The following is an 18,352-nucleotide window of genomic DNA, read 5'->3' as shown; positions in this document are numbered from 1 at the left end:
GGCCGCCCGCTTCCCGGCCACCGGAGGACACCGGCCGCCTACCCCCCGTACAGCTCCTCCACCTCCCCCGCGAAGTCCCGCACGATCGCCTCGCGCCGCAGCTTCATCGACGGGGTCAGGTGGCCCGCCTCCTCCGTGAAGTCCACGGGGAGGACCTTGAAGCGGCGGATCGACTCCGGGCGGGAGAGGGTCCTGTTGGCCTCGTCGATCGCGCGCTGGAGGACGGCGTGCAGCTCCTCGTCGTCGGCGATGAGCTCCGGCGGGACCGGGTGCCTGCCGTTCATCCGGCGCCAGTGGGTGATGCCGTCGGGGTCCAGGGTGATCAGGGCGGAGACGTAGGGGCGGTTCTCGCCGACCACCATGACCTGGGAGATCAGGGGGTGGGAGCGGAGCCAGTTCTCCAGCGGGGCCGGGGCGATGCTCTTGCCGCCGGCGGTGATGATCAGCTCCTTCTTGCGGCCCGTGATCGTCAGGTAGCCCTCGTCGTCCAGCTCGCCGAGGTCGCCCGTGGGGAGCCAGCCGTCGGGGGCCGCGGGGACGACCCCGCCCGCCCGGGAGTCCCAGTAGCCGCGGAGCACGTGCTCGCCCGCGACCAGGATCTCGCCGTCCGCCGCGATGCGGATCCGCGTGCCGGGAAGGGGCCAGCCCACCGTGCCCAGGCGGGGCTTGAGCGGGGGCGTCACCGTCGTGGCACCGGTCGTCTCCGTCAGGCCGTAGCCCTCGAAGACCTCGATGCCGGCGCCGGCGTAGAACGCGGCGAGGCGGCGGCCGAGCGGGGAGCCGCCGCAGACGGCGTAGCGGACCCTGCCGCCCATGGCGTTGCGGAGGCGGCGGTAGACCAGGGGGTCGTAGAGGGCGCGGGCCGCTTTCAGGGAGCGGGAGGGGCCGGGGCCCGTGCCGGTCCGACGGGCCTCCACCGCCTCGCCGTACCGGCGGGCCACCGCCGCCGCGCGGTCGAAGGTGGACGCCCGTCCGCCCGCCTCCGCCTTGGCGCGGGCGGCGTTGAAGACCTTCTCCAGCATGTAGGGGATGGTCAGCAGACAGGTGGGCCGGAAGCTCGCCAGGTCCGGCAGCAGGTCCTCCGGCTTCAGGCTCGGCGCGTGGCCGAGGCGCACCCGGGCGCGGACGCAGGCGACGGCGACCATGCGGCCGAAGACGTGGGACAGGGGCAGGAAGAGGAGGACGGAGGCCTCTTCGCCGGTCTGTGCCTTGAAGACGGGGTAGAGCAGCTCGACGGCGTTGTCCACCTCGGCGAAGAAGTTGCCGTGGGTGAGGGCGCAGCCCTTGGGGCGGCCCGTCGTGCCCGAGGTGTAGACGAGGGTGGCGAGGGTGTCGGGGCCCAGGACGCCGCGGCGCACGTCCACCTCCTGGTCCGGGACGTGCGCGCCGGCCTCGGCGAGCCGCTCGACGTGGTCCTTCTCGACGATCCACACGTGCCGCAGGTCGGGCAGGTGGGGGAACTCGGGGCCGAGGGCGGCGGCCTGCGCGGCGGTCTCCGTGATCAGGGCGACCGCGCCCGAGTCCTGCAGGATCCAGCGGACCTGGAAGACGGAGGAGGTGGGGTAGACGGGCACGGTGACCAGTCCGGCGGCCCACGCGGCGAAGTCGAGGACCGTCCACTCGTAGATCGTGCGGGCCATGACGGCGATCCGGTCGCCCGGTGTCAGGCCCTCGGCGATCAGTCCCTTCGCCACGGCCGTGACCTCCGCGGCGAACTCGGCGGCCGTCACGTCCCGCCAGCCGCCGTCCGCCGTCTTCCGGCCGAGCACCACCGCGTCCGGGGCCGCGCCCGCGTTGTCGAACGGCAGGTCGGCGAGCGATCCGTGCCGCACCGGCTTGGCGAACGGCGGTACGGACACTTCCCGCACGACTCCGTCCAGCCGTCGGATCTCGGGCTCGACCAGGACGGGTGCCCCGTAGACGTCGTCGTCGAGGGAGGACGCGTACGCGGCGGAGGAATGCGCAGTGGACACGGGCGACTCCTGGGGCGTGCAGGGGAACTGCTTGCTGCCACGGCGTACGGGCCTCGCACGCCGAGGCGCTCACCGGCGGTACCGGGGAAAGGGGTTACCGCGGGTCGGTCTCGGGATCGTACGGCCCTGGCGTGAGGGGTTCGTGCGGGTACGAGGAAGGTCCGGGGCCGGGCGTGTGCAGTGTCGGGGGTTACGTGAGGGTCACTCACGTAACCCCCGCGTCGTTCACGCGCGTTCGAGGATCGCCGTCACGCCCTGTCCGCCCGCCGCGCAGATCGAGATCAGTCCCCGGGCGGGGGCGTCCCGTTCGGCGAGGAGTTTCGCCAGGGTCGCCACGATGCGGGCGCCGGTGGCGGCGAAGGGGTGGCCGGTCGCCAGGGAGGAGCCCGCCGCGTTCAGGCGGGCGCGGTCGACGGGCGCCAGCCCCCGCTTCTCCCAGGCCGCCAGCGTGGCCAGCACCTGGGAGGCGAACGCCTCGTGGACCTCGATCAGGTCGAAGTCCTCCAGGCCCAGTCCGGCGCGCTCCAGCATGCGCGGGACCGCGTACGCCGGGGCCATCAGCAGGCCGTCCTCGCCGCCCGCCACGTCGCCGTGCACGAAGTCCACGGCGGCCGTCTCGTACGCGGTCAGGTAGGCCAGGGGCGTCAGGCCCCGTGCCTCGGCCCACTCCTCGCTCGCCAGCAGCACCACCGCGGCGCCGTCCGTGAGCGGGGTCGAATTGCCCGCGGTCATCGTCGGGTTCGGGTGGTCGAGACCGAACACCGGCTTCAGCGCGGCGAGTTTCTCCACCGTCGAGCCCGGGCGCAGGTTCTGGTCACGGGCCAGGCCGCGGAAGGGCACCACCAGGTCCTGGAAGAAGCCGCGTTCGTACGCCGACGCCAGCCGCCGGTGACTGGTCGCCGCGAGTTCGTCCTGGGCCTCGCGGGTGATGCCCCAGGCGCGGGCGGTGACCGCGGCGTGCTCGCCCATGGAGAGGTGGGTGCGCGGCTCGGCGTTGCGCGGGACGTCGGGGACGAGGTGGCCCGGGCGCACCTTCGCGAGGGCCTTGAGGCGGGCGCCGAGGGACTTCGCGCGCCGTGCCTCCAGCAGCACCTTGCGCAGGTCGTCGTTGACGCCGAGGGGCGCGTCGCTCGCGGTGTCGGCGCCGCCCGCGACCGCGGCCTCCGTCTGGCCGAGGGCGATCTTGTTGGCGGCGGCGACGACGGCCTGGAGACCGGTGCCGCAGGCCTGCTGGATGTCGTACGCGGGGGTGCGGGCGTCCAGGCGCGAGCCGAGGACCGTCTCCCGGGCGAGGTTGAAGTCGCGGCTGTGCTTGAGGACCGCGCCGGCGACGAACTCGCCCACCGCGCCCGGCTCCTGGAGTCCGTAGCGCTCGACGAGGCCGTCCAGGGCGGCGGTGAGCATCTCCTGGTTGGAGGCGGTGGCGTACGGGCCGTCGGAGCGGGCGAACGGCACGCGGCTGCCGCCGACGACCGCGACGCGCCGCACGGCGGCCGGCTTCAGGGGGCTCATCTCGACCTGCTCCTCACCGGTGACATAGTCTTACCTTCGGTAACCTTACTCCAGAGTAAGCGGTGGGGTAAGCACCGCAGTGAGTCCAGAGCCAGCCCTTCGCACCCGCTGGGAGTCCTTCATGGCCGACCGCTACCTGAGCTTCACCGGCACCGCGCCCGGCCGCTTCCTGACCCGTCGCCTGGGGCTCCCCCAGCCCGCGCCGCTGCGGCGCTGGTCGCCCGAGCGGCCGCACCTGGAGGGCGGTCTGCTCCACCTCACCGCGGGCGAGTCCGACCTCGACCTCGCCCCCGTCCTCGCCCGCACCGGACTGGGCACGGACGACGTCTCGGGGCGGCCGGCCGCCGTCGTCCTGGACGCCAGTGGGATCCGGGACGTCGAAGGGCTCGCGGGGGTGCACGCGGCCCTGCACCCCGTCGTGCGGTCGGTCACCGCGAGCGGCCGGGTCGTGGTGCTGGGCGCCCCGCTCGACGCCGCCGACCACCACCAGGCCGCCGCCCAGCAGGCGCTGGAGGGCTTCACCCGCTCCCTCGGCAAGGAGATCGGCCGGGGCAGGACCGTGAACCTGGTCCGCCTCACCGACGCCGCCGCCGCCGAGTCCACCCTCCGCTTCCTCCTCTCCCCCAGGTCCGCCTACGTCAGCGGCCAGGTGATCGAGGTCGGCGCACCCGGGCCCGCCGCCCCCCACGACCGGGACCACCCGCTGGCCGGCCGCACCGCCCTGGTCACCGGCGCCGCGCGCGGCATCGGGGAGGCGGTCGCCGAGACGCTGGCCCGGGACGGCGCCAAGGTGGTCGTCCTCGACGTGCCGCAGGCCGAGCAGGACGCACGACGCGTCGCCGAACGGCTCGGCGGCCTCGCGCTCCCGCTCGACGTCACCGCCGCCGACGCGGGCGCCCGGATCGCCGACGCCCTCCCCGACGGCCTCGACGTGCTCGTCCACAACGCGGGCGTCACCCGTGACCGGCGACTGGTCAACATGCCCGCCGAGCGGTGGACCCAGGTGCTGGAGGTGAACCTGGCGAGCGTGCTGCGCACGACCGACGCGCTGCTCCGCGCCGGGACGCTGCGGCGGGGCGGCCGGATCGTCGCCACGGCCTCCATCGCGGGCATCGCCGGCAACGCCGGGCAGACCAACTACGGGGCGAGCAAGGCGGGCGTCGTCGGCCTGGTCCGGTCCCTCGCGCCGCGCGCGCTCGCCGAGCACGGGGTGACGGTGAACGCGGTCGCGCCCGGGTTCATCGAGACGCGGATGACGGCCGCCGTCCCGCTGTTCATCCGGGAGGCGGGCCGCCGGATGAACTCCCTCGCGCAGGGCGGTCTGCCGGCCGACGTCGCCGAGACCACCGCCTGGCTCGCCCACCCGGCCTCGGCCGCGGTGAACGGCCAGGTGGTGCGGGTCTGCGGCCAGAGCCTGCTGGGAGCGTGAGCACCGTGGCATCCGCGGACCCCGCACGTCCGGCACCCTCGACGCCCCCCGCACCCCCCGTCGTGCTCACCGCACCCCCCGCCCTGGCCCCGCTGCTCGCCCGGGGCGCCCTGCTGTCCCCCTTCAGGCGGCCCCGCCCCGACGCGCCCTTCCCCCGCACCCGGCTGGTGCTGCCCGGGCTGCGGGCCGACCCCGCGCGGTCGGCCGCGTACGCGAGGGTGTGCGGCTTCCCGGCCGGGGCGGACACGCTGCCGCCGACGTATCCGCACGTGCTGGGCTTCCCCCTGGCCATGCGGCTGATGAGCGGCCGGGACTTCCCGCTGCCGCTGCTCGGACTGGTCCACACGTCGATCGGGATCACCCGCCACCGGCCGCTGCCGGTCACGGGCGCGTACGACCTGTCGGTGCGCGTCGAGGACCTGGCGCCGCACCGGCGCGGCACCGAGGCCGCCGTGGTCACCGAGGTGCGGGACGGCGAGGAGGTCGTGTGGGAGTCGCGGAGCACGTACCTGGCCCGGCACCGGACCTCCGGGCAGGACGCCGCGCACCACCCGGCGCGGGAGGAGCGCGAGCCGTACGAGCCGCTGCCCGCCGTGGACGAGTGGCGGCTGGCCGGGGACCTCGGGCGCCGGTACGGCGCCGCCTCCGGCGACCGCAACCCGATCCACCTGCACCCGCTCACCGCGCGCCTCTTCGGCTTCCCCCGGGCCATCGCGCACGGCATGTGGACGGTGGCCCGCTGCCTCGCCGCGCACGGGGTCCCGGACGCGGCGGTGGTGCGGGCGGACTTCCAGGCGCCGGTCCTGCTGCCGGGGACGGTGACGTACGCGGCGCGGGACGGGCGCTTCGAGCTACGGGGGGCCGGTGACCGGGTTCACCTGACGGGGGACGTGCGTCCGGCGTGAGCCGTGCCGGTCCCGGCCTCCGGGGAGTCGTCCTCCTCCGGCGGTGACCAGCGGCGACCCGCCATCAGGTCGCCCAGTCCCGCCCAGGCAAAGTTCATCAGCGTGGCCGCGGACTGCCGGGCCGTGACGCCGGGGGTGGCGTTGGCCCAGTCGGCGAGCGACTCGGCGGCGCCGACCAGGGCCTCCGCGAGCCCGGCGACCTCGCGCTCGGGGAGGTCGGGGTCGCGGTGCGCCTCGCGGGCGGCGGCGAGGATGAGCTGGGTCACGAACGCCACGATCTCCGCGCGCATCGCGGCGACCTCGGCGGCGAAGACCTCGCCGTGCGTGCGGGCCTGGAGGTGCAGCACGGACCAGCCGTCGGGGTGGAGCGCGGTGTGCGTGAAGAACGCCGTCAGGCCGGACCAGAGCTGGCGGTCAGCGGGCAGGCCCGGGCGGACGCCGGCGCGCACCGCCTCGGTGAGGGCCTTCGCCTCCCGGCGGATGCAGGCGGTGAACAGGTCTTCCTTGGAGTTCAGATACAGGTAGACCAACGGCTTGGACACACCCGCCAGTTCGGCGATCTCGTCCATCGACGCGGCCATGTACCCCCGCTGGCCGAAGGTCCGCACGGCGGCGTCCAGCATCTGCTGTTCGCGGACCGCACGCGGCATCCGCTTGGTCTTCACGGCACCCATGCGGATTAGCGTACGGGCCCGCGGCCGTCCCCCCGCCCGGCGGCGACGCTCATCGGACACCCGCGGGGCGGACGCGCCCGTCGGCCGCGGACCGGCCCCGTGGACGCGCGTCCGCCCGCGGCAGCCGTGCGTCGGGCTGCCGCGGGCGGACGTCGGGGGGCCGCGGGGCGGTCAGGCCGCCGCGGGGACCCGCCGGGGCTCGTCGGCCGGGGTGTCGTCGACCGGGGAGGCCTGGACCGTGTCGTAGGCGTCGCGGTCCAGCAGGCCCTCGCGGGCGGAGACGACGACCGGCACCAGGGCTTGTCCGGCGACGTTGGTGGCGGTGCGGATCATGTCCAGGACCGGGTCGATCGCGAGCAGCAGGCCGACGCCCTCCATGGGCAGGCCGAGCGTGGAGAGGGTGAGGGTCAGCATGACCGTCGCGCCGGTGAGGCCGGCCGTGGCGGCGGAGCCGACCACCGAGACGAACGCGATCAGCAGGTAGTCGCCGACGCCGAGCTGGATGTCGAAGATCTGGGCGACGAAGATCGCGGCGATCGCGGGGTAGATCGCGGCGCAGCCGTCCATCTTGGTGGTCGCGCCGAACGGGACGGCGAAGGACGCGTACTCCTTGGGCACGCCCAGGCGCTCGGTGACCTTCTGGGTCAGCGGCATGGTGCCGACGGAGGAGCGGGAGACGAAGGCCAGCTGGATCGCGGGCCAGGCGCCCTTGAAGAACTGCACCGGGTTGACCTTGGCGACGGTCGCCAGCAGCGCCGGGTAGACGCCGAAGAGGACGATCAGGCAGCCGACGTAGATGTCGGCGGTGAAGGTGGCGTACTTGCCGATCAGGTCCCAGCCGTAGGTGGCGATCGCGTTGCCGATGAGGCCGACGGTGCCGAGCGGGGCCAGGCGGATGACCCACCACAGGGCCTTCTGGAGGAGTTCGAGGACGGACTCGCTCAGGGTGAGGATCGGCTGGGCCTTCTCGCCGAGCTGGAGGGCGGCGATGCCGGCGACGGCGGCCATGAAGACGATCTGCAGCACGTTCAGCTCGGTGAACGGCGTGATCACGTCGGTCGGCACGATGCCGGTGAGGAAGTCGATCCAGGAGCCGGTCTTCTCCGGCTCGGCCCCGTCGGCCGGGGTGAGGCCGGTGCCCGCGCCGGGGTTGGTGACCAGGCCGATGGTGAGGCCGATGGCCACCGCGACCAGCGAGGTGATCATGAACCAGAGGAGGGTCCGCGAGGCCAGGCGGGCCGCGTTGTTGACCTTCCGCAGGTTGGTGATGGAGACCAGGATCGCGAAGAAGACGAGCGGGGCGACGGCGAGCTTCAGCAGGCCGATGAAGGTCCCGCCGACCTTCTCGAGGGTGGTGACCAGCCAGGAGACGTCCTGACTGCGGGCGAGCCAGCCGAGCAGGACGCCGAGGACGAGACCGGCGAGTATCTGGGCCCAGAAGGGTGCCCGGAAGGACAGCGAGGGCTTCGTGTTCGTGGACACGGACATGCTCCGATGAAGGGGACGCGGGGGAAGGTGACGTGGTGCTCGGGCGCGGAGGCGTCAGGGACGACAGCCCGCGGAGACGACCCGGCAGAGGTCCACGTGCAGGCGCGCCACGAGCGGAACACTCCGGGGTGTGGGGAACACGGCTGCTGACTTCACCGGAAAACCGTAACACCTGAACTTTGGGATACCCAAAGCCTCGCTTTCAGAGGCGCAGGGTGAAGAGTACCCGTACAACACAAAGCGCCCCGGTTTCCGGGGGTTTCGGAAACCGGGGCGCTGTACGGCTGCTGCGCGGTGTGACGAAGCTTACGAGGCCTGGCCCTGGGCCTGGGCCTGCGTCCGGCCCTGCGCGCGGGCGGCGTCGTCGGCGTCGTCCTCCTGGTTGCGGTTGGCCTCCAGGTTCGCCTTGGCCCGGTCCATCCGCCGCACGATCCGCTCGGAGGCCCGGTCCCGCTCCTTGCGGAGCACGACGAAGCTGATCGGGGCCGAGACCACCAGAGCGAGCAGGACGATCCACAGGCCGTTGGAGTCACCGAGGCCGCGCGGGGCGAGGCCGGAGTAGACGAGGCCCCAGACGACCACGAGGCAGCCCACGAAGATCCCGAGGCGCATCAGCGTGTAGCGGAGCATCTCATCCACTCTTCCCTGCGTACGGTCAGAAACGTCCCAAAGGGACGCTGTCCAGTGAAGCACGACCGGTAGGGGATCTTTCAGCGGGGTGCGGACCTCAGGTCAGCGGCAGCAGCATGATCACGTCGTCCCGGTCGTCGCCGGGAGCCACGCGGATCGCGCCCGGGACCCGGCCGACCTCCTTGTAACCGCAGGACGCGTAGAAGCGCTCCAGGCCGAGTCCGCCGCGGCAGGCGAGCCGTATCGCCTCGACGCCGTCGAGGGTGCGGGCGGCCCGCTCGGCGGCGGCCAGCAGGTCGCGGCCGTGGCCCTTGCCCTGGTGGCGGGGGTGGACCATCACCGTGTAGAGCCAGATCCAGTGGGTCATCAGGGGGTGGCCGTTGGAGGTGAGGAACGCCGTCGCGGCCACCCGGCCCTCCTCGTCGTGCCCGACGAGCAGACGGGAGCGCTCCTCCACCATGGACGCGAACTGCCGCACCAGCCCGGGGCGGATCTCGTCCCGCGTCACCGGCGGCACGAAGCCGACCGCCCCGCCCGCGTTGGTGACGTCGGTCCAGAGGTCGAGGATGCCGTCGCGGAGCTCGGGGGTGATGGCGGGGTCAAGCGTGAAAGTAAGGGGCATGTGGCGATCGTAGCCATTACCCAAGGGCTTGCGCCGCGATTTCCAGGTCCGCGACCGGCCCTCGGTACGCCGCCTCCCGGTCGTCCGCCCGCAGCACCGCTGGGGGTGTCCCCGGCTCGAGCGGAGCCGAGGGCCAGGGGGAGGGCGCACGGTGGGGGCCAGCCGCTCGGGACGGCCGTGGACCTCCTCCTCCAGCACCGTGCCGCGCACCTGCGTGACCCGGAACGACGGGCCGGGCAGCGCCTTCCCCGCGGTCGCTCCCAGCACCACGGTCAGCTCCGGCTCGGCGGCGAGCCGGCGGGCCCGGCGAACGGCCTGCCCCGCCGGTCCTCCTGGTCGCCGGGCCGCTCACCGACGGGCATCACGCGGGCGTCGGCGGACCCGGCGCCGAAGACGGTCCGGGTGGCGTCCCGGTGCAGCGGGCAGCCCCGGCAGCCGGCGGCGGCCCCGCGCAGGGCGGGCAGACCGCCCCGCGCGGGCACGAGGGGCTCCGCGGCGCGGCGGTCCTCGGGGAGGTCGTCCGCGGGCTCACGGCTGCCGGGGGCACCGAGGGGCGGAACCCCCTCACACGCGCATCGGCTGCGGCGACTCGCGGCGCGCCGGGTCGGGGCCGTCGTACTCCCGGATGACCTCGTACCGCGTGTTGCGCTCCACCGGGCGGAAGCCGGCGTCGCGGATCAGGTCGAGGAGGTCCTCGCGGGTGAGCTTGTTCGGGGTGCCGTAGTTGTCCGCGTCGTGCGTGATCTTGTACTCGACCACCGAGCCGTCCATGTCGTCCGCGCCGTGCTGCAGCGCCAGCTGCGCGGTCTGCACGCCGTGCATCACCCAGAAGACCTTGACGTGCGGGACGTTGTCGAACAGCAGCCGGGAGACGGCGAAGGTCTTCAGCGCCTCCGCGCCGGTGGCCATCTGGGTCCGGGCCTGGAGGCGGTTGCGGACCTTGCCGTCCTTCACGTCCACGAAGTCGTGCTGGTAGCGCAGCGGGATGAAGACCTGGAAGCCGCCGGTCTCGTCCTGCAGCTCACGCAGCCGCAGCACGTGGTCCACGCGGTGGCGGGGCTCCTCGATGTGGCCGTAGAGCATGGTGCACGGGGTCTTCAGCCCCTTCTCGTGCGCCAGCCGGTGGATGCGCGACCAGTCCTCCCAGTGGGTGCGGTGGTCGACGATGTGCTGCCGCACCTCCCAGTCGAAGATCTCCGCGCCGCCGCCGGTGAGGGACTCCAGACCGGCGTCGATCAGCTCGTCGAGGATCTCCGAGGCGGACAGCCCGGAGATCGTCTCGAAGTGGTGGATCTCGGTGGCGGTGAACGCCTTCAGCGAGACGTCCGGCAGGGCGGCCTTCAGCTCGCGCAGGGACCGCGGGTAGTAGCGCCACGGCAGGTTGGGGTGGAGCCCGTTGACGATGTGCAGCTCGGTCAGGTTCTCCGACTCCATCTCCTTGGCGAGCTTCACCGCCTCCTCGATGCGCATCGTGTACGCGTCCTTCTCCCCCGGCTTGCGCTGGAAGGAGCAGTACGCGCAGGAGGCGGTGCACACGTTCGTCATGTTGAGGTGGCGGTTGACGTTGAAGTGCACGACGTCGCCGTTCAGCCGCGTCCGCACCTCGTGCGCCAGCCCGCCCAGCCAGGCCAGGTCGTCCGACTCGTACAGCGCGACGCCGTCCTCACGGGTCAGGCGGACACCCGCCCTGACCTTCTCCTCCAGCTCGCGCTTGAGCCCGACGTCCATGCCGATACCTCTTTCCTTCAGGCAGACTCCGTCCACCGTACGCCCCGGCTAGTGGACCTCTTCGGGCAGCTCACCGACGCGGTTCTCCCACTTCGTGGAGAGCACGATGGTGGTACGGGTCCGGGAGACGCCCTTGGTGCCGGACAGCCGGCGGATGATCCGCTCCAGACCGTCCACGTCGGTCGCCCGTACCTTGATCATGAAGGAGTCGTCGCCGGCGATGAACCAGCAGTCCTCGATCTCCCTCAGGTCCTTCAGCCGCTGCGCCACGTCCTCGTGGTCGGCGGCGTCCGAGAGCGAGATGCCGATCAGTGCGGTCACGCCGAGGCCGAGCGAGGCGGAGTCCACGGTGGCCCGGTAACCGGTGATGACACCGGCCGCCTCCAGCCGGTTGATGCGGTCGGTGACGCTGGGTCCCGACAGGCCGACGAGGCGCCCCAGCTCCGCGTAGGAGGCCCGGCCGTTCTCCCTCAGGGCCTGGATGAGCTGCCTGTCCACCGCGTCCATCGAATCGAAGCCTTCCACTGAAGAGGGATGAAAGTTCCTGAAGAGGTGGTGCGTTGCCGTGCCGGGGTCTCGGTCGGTACCGGTGTCTCGGTCGGTACCGGGGTCTCAGTCGGTGCGGGAGCCGCCGCCGAGCTCGCCCTCCCAACGGCGGTAGAGGCGGTGCTCGACGCCCGCCGCGTCGAGGACGCGTCCGGCGACGAAGTCCACCAGGTCCTGGATGTGCGTCGCGCCCGCGTAGAAGGCCGGTGAGGCGGGCACCACGGCCGCGCCCGCGTCGTCGAGGGCGACCAGGTGCCGCAGGGTCTGGCCGTTCAGCGGGGTCTCCCGTACGGCCACGACCAGCTTGCGCCCCTCCTTCAGGGTCACGCTCGCCGTCCGCTGCAGCAGGTCCTTGGACAGCCCGAGCGCCACCCCGGCCACGCAGGCCGTGGAGGCGGGCACGATCAGCATGCCCTTGCTCGGGTACGACCCCGAGGACGGCCCGGCCGCGAGGTCACCGGCGGCCCAGTGCCGTACGCCGTCGAGGTCCACGGCGAAGGTGCCCGGCTTGCCGTCCGCGCCGAGGGACAGCCATCGGCGCAGGTCGTCCCGCCAGTGGGCGTCCCGGTAGGAGATGCCGGTCTCGTCGAGCAGGGTGAGCCGCGAGGCCCGGCTGACGACGAGGTCGACGCTCTCCCCCGCCGCCAGAAGCGCGCGCAGCACAGCGGCTGCGTAGGGCGTCCCGGACGCCCCGGACACCCCCACGATCCAAGGCTTGCGCCCTGATTCTCCTGCGTTCACAACTCGAGCCTACCGGCGGGCGGCAGGCGTCCGCGCTCAGGACCGGTCGAAGGCCTTCGGGTCCACGGCGAGCCCCCGGCCCCCCGAGCGGCTAGAGTGCGGCTGCGACGCGATGAGGGGGGCACGGTGGCCAAGGTCAGCATCAGTCTCGACGCCGAACTCGTGGTGGAGGTGATGGTCCTGGCGGGGGTCGGCTCGCCCCAGGACGCGATCGAGCTGGTCGTGCGGGACTACATCGCCCGGGGCCACCGCACGGAGGCCCGCACCGAGCTCAGGGACCAGGGCCTGCGCGAGGTCGACGCCAAGCCGCAGGAGCCGCAGGGCTGAGCCCCGGCCGCGCGCCGCCGCCCTGCGCCGTCACTCCTCACACCGTCAGGCCCCGCACCAGCAGGTCCAGCAGCGCGCACACGAACAGCGCGATGCCGATGAAGCCGTTGACGCTGAAGAAGGCCCGGTTCACCCGGGTCAGGTCGTGCGGGCGGACGATGCTGTGCTCGTAGACGAAGGCGGCGGCGACGATCAGCAGGCCCAGCCAGAAGAACGCGCCGGCGTCGGTGAGGACCGCGTACCAGACGAACAGGGCCGTCGTCACGGTGTGACAGGCGCGGGCGCCCCAGATCGCGGCCGGGACGCCGAAGCGGGCCGGAACCGAGCGCACGCCGATCTCGCGGTCGGTGTCGACGTCCTGGCAGGCGTAGATCAGGTCGAAGCCGCCGATCCAGACGCCGACCGCCAGGCCGAGCACCACCGCGTCCCAGGACCAGGCGCCGGTGATCGCCAGCCAGCCGCCGACCGGACCCATGGCCTGGGCGAGACCGAGGATGGCCTGCGGGAAGTTCGTGAACCGCTTGCCGTACGGGTACACCACCATCGGGATCACGGCGACGGGGGCGAGGGCCAGGCAGAGCGGGTTGAGCAGGGCCGCCGCGCCGAGGAAGACGACGAGGGCGATGAGCGCCCCGGTCCAGGCGTGCTTGACCGACACCGCGCCGGTGACCAGTTCGCGGTGGGCGGTGCGCGGGTTGCGGGCGTCGATCTCGCGGTCGATGATCCGGTTGGCGGCCATCGCGAAGGTGCGCAGGCCGACCATCGCCAGCGTGACCAGCAGCAGCTTGCCCCAGTGGATGTTCCTGTCCCACTCGTGCATCGCGGTGAGGGCGGCGATGTAGGCGAAGGGGAGGGCGAAGACCGAGTGCTCGATCATCACCAGGCGCAGGAAGGCTTTCGTGCGCCCCGGTTGCCGCGGCAGCGCGGCGGAGGCCGACGTCACAGTCCGTACTCCTTCCAGCGGCGGTCGACCTTCGCGGCCGTCTCCGGGTCGGACTCGACCATGTCGGGCCAGCCGCCGTCGCGCGTGTACCCCTCCTCGGGCCACTTCTTCGTCGCGTCGATGCCCGCCTTGCCGCCCCAGAACTGCTGGTAGGAGGAGTGGTCGAGGTGGTCGACGGGACCCTCGACGACGGTGAGGTCACGGGCGTAGTCGGTGTTGCCGAGGGCCCGCCAGGCGACCTCGTGCAGGTCGTGCACGTCGCAGTCGGAGTCGACGACCACGATCAGCTTGGTCAGCGACATCATGTGGGCACCCCAGATGGCGTGCATGACCTTCTGCGCGTGCTTGGGGTACTTCTTGTCGATCGAGACGATCGCGCAGTTGTGGAAGCCGCCGGCCTCGGGGAGGTGGTAGTCCACGATGTCCGGGACGATGATCTTCAGCAGGGGGAGGAAGAAGCGCTCCGTCGCCCGTCCCAGCGGCCCGTCCTCCGTCGGTGGACGCCCGACCACGATCGACTGGAGCAGCGGGCGCTTCCGCATCGTCACGCAGTCGATCTTCAGGGCGGGGAACGGCTCCTGCGGGGTGTAGAAGCCGGTGTGGTCGCCGAAGGGACCCTCGGGCAGCATCTCGCCCGGCTCCAGCCAGCCCTCCAGGACGACCTCCGCGTGGGCCGGGACCTGGAGCGGGACCGTCTTGCAGTCGACCATCTCGATCCGCTTGCCCTGCAGGAACCCGGCGAAGAGGTACTCGTCGATGTCGCCGGGGAGCGGGGCGGTGGAGGCGTACGTCACGGCCGGCGGGCAGCCGAAGGCGATGGCGACCGGCAGCCGCTCGCCGCGCCGGGCCGCCACCTGGTAGTGGTTGCGGCTGTCCTTGTGGATCTGCCAGTGCATGCCGATGGTGCGCTTGTCGTGCCGCTGGAGGCGGTACAGACCGAGGTTGCGGACGCCCGTCTCGGGGTCCTTGGTGTGGGTCAGGCCCAGGTTGAAGAAGGAGCCGCCGTCCTTGGGCCAGGTGAACAGGGCCGGGAGCCGTTCGAGGTCCACGTCGTCGCCGTGCAGGACGACCTCCTGCACGGGGCCGTCCTTCACCTTCTTCGGCGGTACGTGCGTCATCGCGCCGAGCTTGCCGAAGGCCTCGCGCACGCCGACGAAGCCGTGCGGCAGCTCGGGCCGGAGCAGGCCGCCGATCTTCTCGCTGATCTCGCCGTACGACTTCAGGCCGAGGGCCTTCAACAGGCGGCGGTCGGTGCCGTACACGTTCATCGCGAGGGGCATGCTCGAGCCGCGCACGTTCTCGAAGAGCAGTGCGGGGCCGCCGGCCTTCTGCACCCGGTCGACGATCTCACCGACCTCCAGGTGCGGGTCGACCTCGGCCTTGATGCGCTTGAGGTCACCCTCGCGCTCCAGCGCCCTGAGCAGGGAGCGAAGATCGTCGTAAGCCATGGGGTCAAGTATCCCCGAGCGGTTACCCTGGCCCTGTACCGCCCACCGCTTTCGCTGGAGAGGCCCCATGCTGCGGGTGCTGATGTTTCTCGTGCCACTGGCGCTGAGCGTCTACGCGTTCATCGACTGCATCAGCACGAAGGACGAGGACATCCGTCACATGCCCAAGCCGCTGTGGGCGATCCTCGTGCTGCTGTTCCCGCTGGTCGGCTCGATCTCGTGGATCATCGCCGGCAAGAAGCGGCACCCCGCGGGCGGCGCCGTCGGGTCCGCCTGGAGCCGGGGCGGTGGCCGGCAGCGGTGGGTGGCCCCCGACGACAACCCCGAGTTCCTGAAGTCGCTGGACGAGGACAGGCCCCGCGAGAAGGACAGGGACGCGGACGAGGACCCCAGGAGCGACTGAGCGGGCTCCGTCACCCGCGCGTCCAGCGCTGTGCGGCGGAGCCGTCGCACTTCTCGATCGTGCCGCCGGACCCGGTGCAGGAACCGTCGTAGGGGGCGTTGCCGCAGTGGGCCGCCAGGCAGGTGTCGCTCTCGGCGTTCTCGTCCGGACCCGCGGCCGTGCGCTCCCCCCGAGGCCGCACGGACGGAACCGGGTCCGGACGTGGGCTCAAGTGTGGACCATGAGAGCACGGCCGTGAAAGAGATTTCTAGAAAGTCATTCTAGTTGCGCACCTCGCTCACCGCGCGTACGACCCGAGCCCGACGAGGCAGTACACGTACTCGTTGACGGTCGTGCCGTTGAGGGTGTAACGGGAGGAAAAGGCGTACTCCGTACGGGGGTTGGCGTTGCAGCTGTTCAGGTCCGAGGTCATGGGAAAGGTCTGGATGACCTTGTAGTGCGCGTCGGGCGCCGAGCAGGAGACCTCGTCGACGCCGCTCACCGACTGGGCGGTCCCGGAGTCGGGGAGGTCCCCGTTGAGACAGGTGCCGGAGGTGTACGGGTCGGGCGGCTCGGGCGACTCGGCCTCGGTGCCGTACGGGTCGTCGTTCTCGCTGTCGTACCCGTCGTCGTACGGGTCGTCGCTCTCGGTGCCGTACCCGTCCTCGTACGGGTCGTCGCTCTCGGTGCCGTACCCGTCCTCGTACGGGTCCGGTGACGAGCTGACGGCGGGGGCGGAGCCGGCCGCGTCGGAGGAGTCGTCCGGCCCCTGGGCGGCGGCGTTGAGGAGGAAGCCGACGAACCCGAGCAGCGCGGCGACCGCGACCGCCGCCACGCAGCCGGCGGCGCGCTCGCCGCGCGCCGGTCCGGACCGCACGGCCGGGGCCGGGCCGGCGACCCGGATGCGTACCATCACGTCGTGACCGGAGACCCGCACCCGCACGCGGTCGCCGTCCCTCACGGGCGGCACGGCGACCCGCAGGTCACCGCCGGCCGACGGCACGGTGACGACCGCGCCCTCGGCGGCCTCCTGCGGGGTGAGGGTGAGGGGGATCTCCGGCAGGTCTCGGTTCCCTGATCCAGGCATGGGGCACAGTGTGCTCCGTGCGGCCGGTCAACTGGAGTAGTTTTCTAGAAACTAACTCTAGAAACTCATGTGTTGAGTACGACAGCGAGGACGGTCTGCCCATGACCCCGAAGCAACAACGCGGCGAGGCCACCGTCGAACTGCTCCTGGACGCGGCGCTGCGCGTCTACTCCGAGGAGGGTGAGCAGGGCCTGACGGTCAACGCCGTCACGAAGGCCAGCGGGGTCAGCCTGGGCAGCCTCTACCACCACTTCGGCAGCATCGACGGCCTCGTCGACGCGCTGCTGCTGCGCTGGCTGGAGCGGCTGCTGGGCGAGTTGGTCACGGCCCTGCAGTCCACCCGGACCGCCCGGACGGGCGTCCGCTCGCTGGTGCGCGCGTACCTCCGCTTCGTGCGGGAGCACCCCGAGGTCAGCATGCTGCTGCACTCGTCCCGCGCGGACCGCCTCGGCATGACGCAGGCCGCACGGCTCCGCGACGCCCAGGAGGCACGGCTCACCCCGCTGACCGAATGGGTCCGCCACCACGTGGAGAGGGGCGAGGTCGCTCCCCTCCCCCTCCCGCTGATCGAGTCCCTGGTCCTGGGCCCGGTCGTCGGCACGACCCGCCGCTGGCTGACGTTCGGCGACGTCGACCTGGAGGAGGCGGCGAGGATCCTGCCGGACCGCATCTGGCGCTCGCTCAGCGCGGATCCGCAGTAGCGGACCCGTGGTTCACCCTTCCCCGGAGACCTCTTCGGCCGTCGGCGCGGTGAAGGAGCGCCGCTTCTGCCGGTGATGTCCACCCGTGCGAGTGAGGGTGTGCGCAAGGCTTGTCGATCTGCCGAGGCGGGGACAACTCCCTCGCGGGAACGGGAGACACGGGGGAACGGCATGGTGTGCGAAGGGGGCTGTCTCGCTGCGCTGACGGTGACCGCCGGGGCGGTCGCGCACCGGCTCGTCGTCGCCGTGAGGGTCGCGGTGGCACTGAGGGCGGACGTCACCGTCCGCGAGGACCTCTCCGTCGAGGAACTCGCCTTCCTGGCCGGCGGACGGCGGCGGGTCGTGACCACGGTGCTGGCGCGGATGAGGGGGCAGGGCCGGGTGTCCGTCACGGAGGGCGGCGACCGGGTGGTCCTGCACGGCGTGTTCCCGGCCGACGGCATCGAGGCGGCCGTCGTCAGGGCGGCGGGCGTCTCCCGCAGCGAGCGGGCCGGGAAGCTGGTCGCCGAGGTCGCCGGGAGCGGTGCCGTACGGGCCGTCGGCGAACGCCTGCGGGCGGAGGGCCTGTTGGTCGACCCCGCCCTGCTGCGCGCGCAGTACCGCGCGCGCCGGCTGTTGTGGTGCGCGGCCGCCCTCGCACCGGCACTGGCCGTGTACGAACTCGTCGCCGGCACCCCGCGGCTCTGGTGGGCCGGCCCGGCGCTGTCCGCCCTCGCGGCCGCGTCCGCCGCGCTGATCAGGCCGACGCGGGAACGGGTGCCGCACCGCGTACGGATCGCGCTCGACGTCCTGCGCGACGAACGCGACCGCCCGGCCTCCTCCCGGCCGGCGAACGCCCTGGCCGCCCTCGCCGTCACGCCCGTCGGTGCCGTCGCCCTCGACGGTCCGGCCGCCGCCCGGGATCCCGGACTGCGGGCCCTGGCCGACGCGGAGACCTGGCGGGCCGGGGAACGGCCCGACTGGGTCGGCTCCGGCCTCGGGAGCGGCACGTACGGCGGCGGCTGCGGCGGGGGCGGGGGCGGCTGCGGGAGCGGGGGCCAGTGAGTGCCGCCCGGGTCTTCCGTCCGGGTCAGGCCGGACCAGGGAGCGGGGTACGGTACCGCGCCCCGCAAGGCGGAGGAGGCCGACCGGCCACGGGGCCGGCTGCGGGGCGTCCTCCGGGCCGTGCCGGGACCCGGCCGGCGTCGGGGAGCGGCGGCGCGGTCACACGCGGGAG

19 protein-coding genes and 1 pseudogene are annotated in these 18,352 nt (G+C 72.7%); 6 read left to right on the top strand and 14 right to left on the bottom strand.

Annotated features, from left to right (window positions below; translation table 11 throughout):
• Nucleotides 1–38: 38 nt before the first annotated feature.
• Nucleotides 39–1,973: an AMP-dependent synthetase/ligase gene (locus FHS37_RS35460; protein ID WP_184828914.1), complete on the bottom strand. Its 1,935-nt coding sequence runs from the start codon at nt 1,971–1,973 to the stop codon at nt 39–41.
• A 225-nt stretch (nt 1,974–2,198) separates the two neighbouring features.
• Entirely contained in the window at nt 2,199–3,485 is a 1,287-nt protein-coding gene (locus tag FHS37_RS35455) for an acetyl-CoA C-acetyltransferase (protein WP_184828912.1), read from the bottom strand.
• Nucleotides 3,486–3,606: 121 nt separating this feature from the next.
• Between FHS37_RS35455 and FHS37_RS35450 the strand changes: the two genes are divergently transcribed.
• Both FHS37_RS35450 and FHS37_RS35445 read left to right on the top strand, forming a co-directional pair.
• The gene (locus FHS37_RS35450) at nt 3,607–4,914 is read left to right on the top strand and encodes a 3-oxoacyl-ACP reductase (RefSeq protein WP_184828910.1); all 1,308 of its coding nucleotides are present in this window, start codon (nt 3,607–3,609) and stop codon (nt 4,912–4,914) included.
• 5 nt (nt 4,915–4,919) lie between these two features.
• Nucleotides 4,920–5,819, top strand: a complete 900-nt coding sequence (locus tag FHS37_RS35445) for a MaoC family dehydratase (protein ID WP_375372336.1) — start codon at nt 4,920–4,922, stop codon at nt 5,817–5,819.
• On the opposite strand, the gene FHS37_RS35440 is transcribed toward FHS37_RS35445, so the two are convergent.
• The 8 genes and pseudogenes from FHS37_RS35440 to FHS37_RS35405 all read right to left on the bottom strand — a co-directional run bounded on the left by FHS37_RS35440 (nt 5,789) and on the right by FHS37_RS35405 (nt 12,248).
• Complete coding sequence (locus FHS37_RS35440) at nt 5,789–6,493, bottom strand: TetR/AcrR family transcriptional regulator (protein WP_184828906.1); 705 nt, start codon at nt 6,491–6,493, stop codon at nt 5,789–5,791. The genes FHS37_RS35445 and FHS37_RS35440 overlap by 31 nt on opposite strands.
• Before the next feature lie 171 nt (nt 6,494–6,664).
• Nucleotides 6,665–7,981: a dicarboxylate/amino acid:cation symporter gene (locus FHS37_RS35435; protein WP_184828904.1), complete on the bottom strand. Its 1,317-nt coding sequence runs from the start codon at nt 7,979–7,981 to the stop codon at nt 6,665–6,667.
• Nucleotides 7,982–8,287: 306 nt separating this feature from the next.
• Nucleotides 8,288–8,611: a DUF4229 domain-containing protein gene (locus tag FHS37_RS35430; protein WP_184828940.1), complete on the bottom strand. Its 324-nt coding sequence runs from the start codon at nt 8,609–8,611 to the stop codon at nt 8,288–8,290.
• Nucleotides 8,612–8,708: 97 nt separating this feature from the next.
• A complete protein-coding gene (locus FHS37_RS35425; protein WP_184828902.1) occupies nt 8,709–9,233 on the bottom strand; it encodes a GNAT family N-acetyltransferase in 525 nt (174 codons plus the stop codon).
• A 16-nt stretch (nt 9,234–9,249) separates the two neighbouring features.
• Nucleotides 9,250–9,715 (bottom strand): annotated as a pseudogene (locus FHS37_RS35420) (uracil-DNA glycosylase family protein).
• An 82-nt stretch (nt 9,716–9,797) separates the two neighbouring features.
• Nucleotides 9,798–10,961 carry an aminofutalosine synthase MqnE gene (gene mqnE / locus FHS37_RS35415; protein ID WP_184828899.1) on the bottom strand — a complete coding sequence of 388 codons (1,164 nt, stop codon included), beginning with the start codon at nt 10,959–10,961 and terminating at the stop codon, nt 9,798–9,800.
• Between the two features lie 48 nt (nt 10,962–11,009).
• Nucleotides 11,010–11,468 carry an Lrp/AsnC family transcriptional regulator gene (locus FHS37_RS35410; RefSeq protein WP_184828938.1) on the bottom strand — a complete coding sequence of 153 codons (459 nt, stop codon included), beginning with the start codon at nt 11,466–11,468 and terminating at the stop codon, nt 11,010–11,012.
• Nucleotides 11,469–11,573: 105 nt separating this feature from the next.
• Entirely contained in the window at nt 11,574–12,248 is a 675-nt protein-coding gene (locus tag FHS37_RS35405; protein WP_184828897.1) for a UbiX family flavin prenyltransferase, read from the bottom strand.
• A gap of 126 nt (nt 12,249–12,374) precedes the next feature.
• On the opposite strand from FHS37_RS35405, the gene FHS37_RS35400 reads away from it, so the two are divergent.
• Nucleotides 12,375–12,575, top strand: coding sequence for a type II toxin-antitoxin system VapB family antitoxin (locus FHS37_RS35400; protein ID WP_184828895.1), 201 nt, complete (start codon nt 12,375–12,377; stop codon nt 12,573–12,575).
• 37 nt (nt 12,576–12,612) lie between these two features.
• On the opposite strand, the gene mqnP is transcribed toward FHS37_RS35400, so the two are convergent.
• Both mqnP and FHS37_RS35390 read right to left on the bottom strand, forming a co-directional pair.
• A complete protein-coding gene (gene mqnP / locus FHS37_RS35395) occupies nt 12,613–13,518 on the bottom strand; it encodes a menaquinone biosynthesis prenyltransferase MqnP (RefSeq protein ID WP_184828893.1) in 906 nt (301 codons plus the stop codon).
• Nucleotides 13,515–14,966 (bottom strand): menaquinone biosynthesis decarboxylase, encoded by a 1,452-nt coding sequence (locus FHS37_RS35390; RefSeq protein WP_184828891.1) that lies wholly within the window; start codon nt 14,964–14,966, stop codon nt 13,515–13,517. Before FHS37_RS35390 ends, mqnP begins: the two co-directional genes overlap by 4 nt.
• A 67-nt stretch (nt 14,967–15,033) precedes the next feature.
• Here FHS37_RS35390 and FHS37_RS35385 point away from each other — a divergent pair, with 67 nt between their 5' ends.
• Nucleotides 15,034–15,369: a PLD nuclease N-terminal domain-containing protein gene (locus FHS37_RS35385; RefSeq protein WP_184828889.1), complete on the top strand. Its 336-nt coding sequence runs from the start codon at nt 15,034–15,036 to the stop codon at nt 15,367–15,369.
• 10 nt (nt 15,370–15,379) lie between these two features.
• On the opposite strand, the gene FHS37_RS35380 is transcribed toward FHS37_RS35385, so the two are convergent.
• On the bottom strand, nt 15,380–15,580 hold the full coding sequence (locus tag FHS37_RS35380) for a hypothetical protein (protein WP_184828887.1): 201 nt from the start codon (nt 15,578–15,580) through the stop codon (nt 15,380–15,382).
• A 66-nt stretch (nt 15,581–15,646) separates the two neighbouring features.
• A complete protein-coding gene (locus FHS37_RS35375; RefSeq protein ID WP_184828885.1) occupies nt 15,647–16,435 on the bottom strand; it encodes an LppU/SCO3897 family protein in 789 nt (262 codons plus the stop codon).
• A gap of 101 nt (nt 16,436–16,536) precedes the next feature.
• On the opposite strand from FHS37_RS35375, the gene FHS37_RS35370 reads away from it, so the two are divergent.
• Nucleotides 16,537–17,136: a TetR/AcrR family transcriptional regulator gene (locus FHS37_RS35370; protein WP_184828883.1), complete on the top strand. Its 600-nt coding sequence runs from the start codon at nt 16,537–16,539 to the stop codon at nt 17,134–17,136.
• Nucleotides 17,137–17,307: 171 nt separating this feature from the next.
• Complete coding sequence (locus tag FHS37_RS35365; protein WP_184828881.1) at nt 17,308–18,180, top strand: TIGR04222 domain-containing membrane protein; 873 nt, start codon at nt 17,308–17,310, stop codon at nt 18,178–18,180.
• Nucleotides 18,181–18,352 lie beyond the last annotated feature (172 nt).

This window comes from Streptomyces griseomycini, assembly GCF_014203535.1.
GTDB lineage: Bacteria > Actinomycetota > Actinomycetes > Streptomycetales > Streptomycetaceae > Streptomyces > Streptomyces griseomycini.
Note: the sequence above shows the minus strand (reverse complement) of the source record. Positions and strands in the feature narration are given on the sequence as shown.

Coding starts and splice junctions, on each gene's coding strand:
- FHS37_RS35455 (WP_184828912.1), bottom strand. CDS start 3,485: ATGAGCCCCCTGAAGCCGGCCGCCGTGCGGCGCGTCGCGGTCGTCGGC.
- FHS37_RS35450 (WP_184828910.1), top strand. CDS start 3,607: ATGGCCGACCGCTACCTGAGCTTCACCGGCACCGCGCCCGGCCGCTTC.
- FHS37_RS35440 (WP_184828906.1), bottom strand. CDS start 6,493: ATGGGTGCCGTGAAGACCAAGCGGATGCCGCGTGCGGTCCGCGAACAG.
- FHS37_RS35435 (WP_184828904.1), bottom strand. CDS start 7,981: ATGTCCGTGTCCACGAACACGAAGCCCTCGCTGTCCTTCCGGGCACCC.
- FHS37_RS35430 (WP_184828940.1), bottom strand. CDS start 8,611: ATGCTCCGCTACACGCTGATGCGCCTCGGGATCTTCGTGGGCTGCCTC.
- FHS37_RS35425 (WP_184828902.1), bottom strand. CDS start 9,233: ATGCCCCTTACTTTCACGCTTGACCCCGCCATCACCCCCGAGCTCCGC.
- mqnE (WP_184828899.1), bottom strand. CDS start 10,961: ATGGACGTCGGGCTCAAGCGCGAGCTGGAGGAGAAGGTCAGGGCGGGT.
- FHS37_RS35410 (WP_184828938.1), bottom strand. CDS start 11,468: ATGGACGCGGTGGACAGGCAGCTCATCCAGGCCCTGAGGGAGAACGGC.
- FHS37_RS35390 (WP_184828891.1), bottom strand. CDS start 14,966: ATGGCTTACGACGATCTTCGCTCCCTGCTCAGGGCGCTGGAGCGCGAG.
- FHS37_RS35385 (WP_184828889.1), top strand. CDS start 15,034: ATGCTGCGGGTGCTGATGTTTCTCGTGCCACTGGCGCTGAGCGTCTAC.
- FHS37_RS35375 (WP_184828885.1), bottom strand. CDS start 16,435: ATGCCTGGATCAGGGAACCGAGACCTGCCGGAGATCCCCCTCACCCTC.
- FHS37_RS35370 (WP_184828883.1), top strand. CDS start 16,537: ATGACCCCGAAGCAACAACGCGGCGAGGCCACCGTCGAACTGCTCCTG.
- FHS37_RS35365 (WP_184828881.1), top strand. CDS start 17,308: ATGGTGTGCGAAGGGGGCTGTCTCGCTGCGCTGACGGTGACCGCCGGG.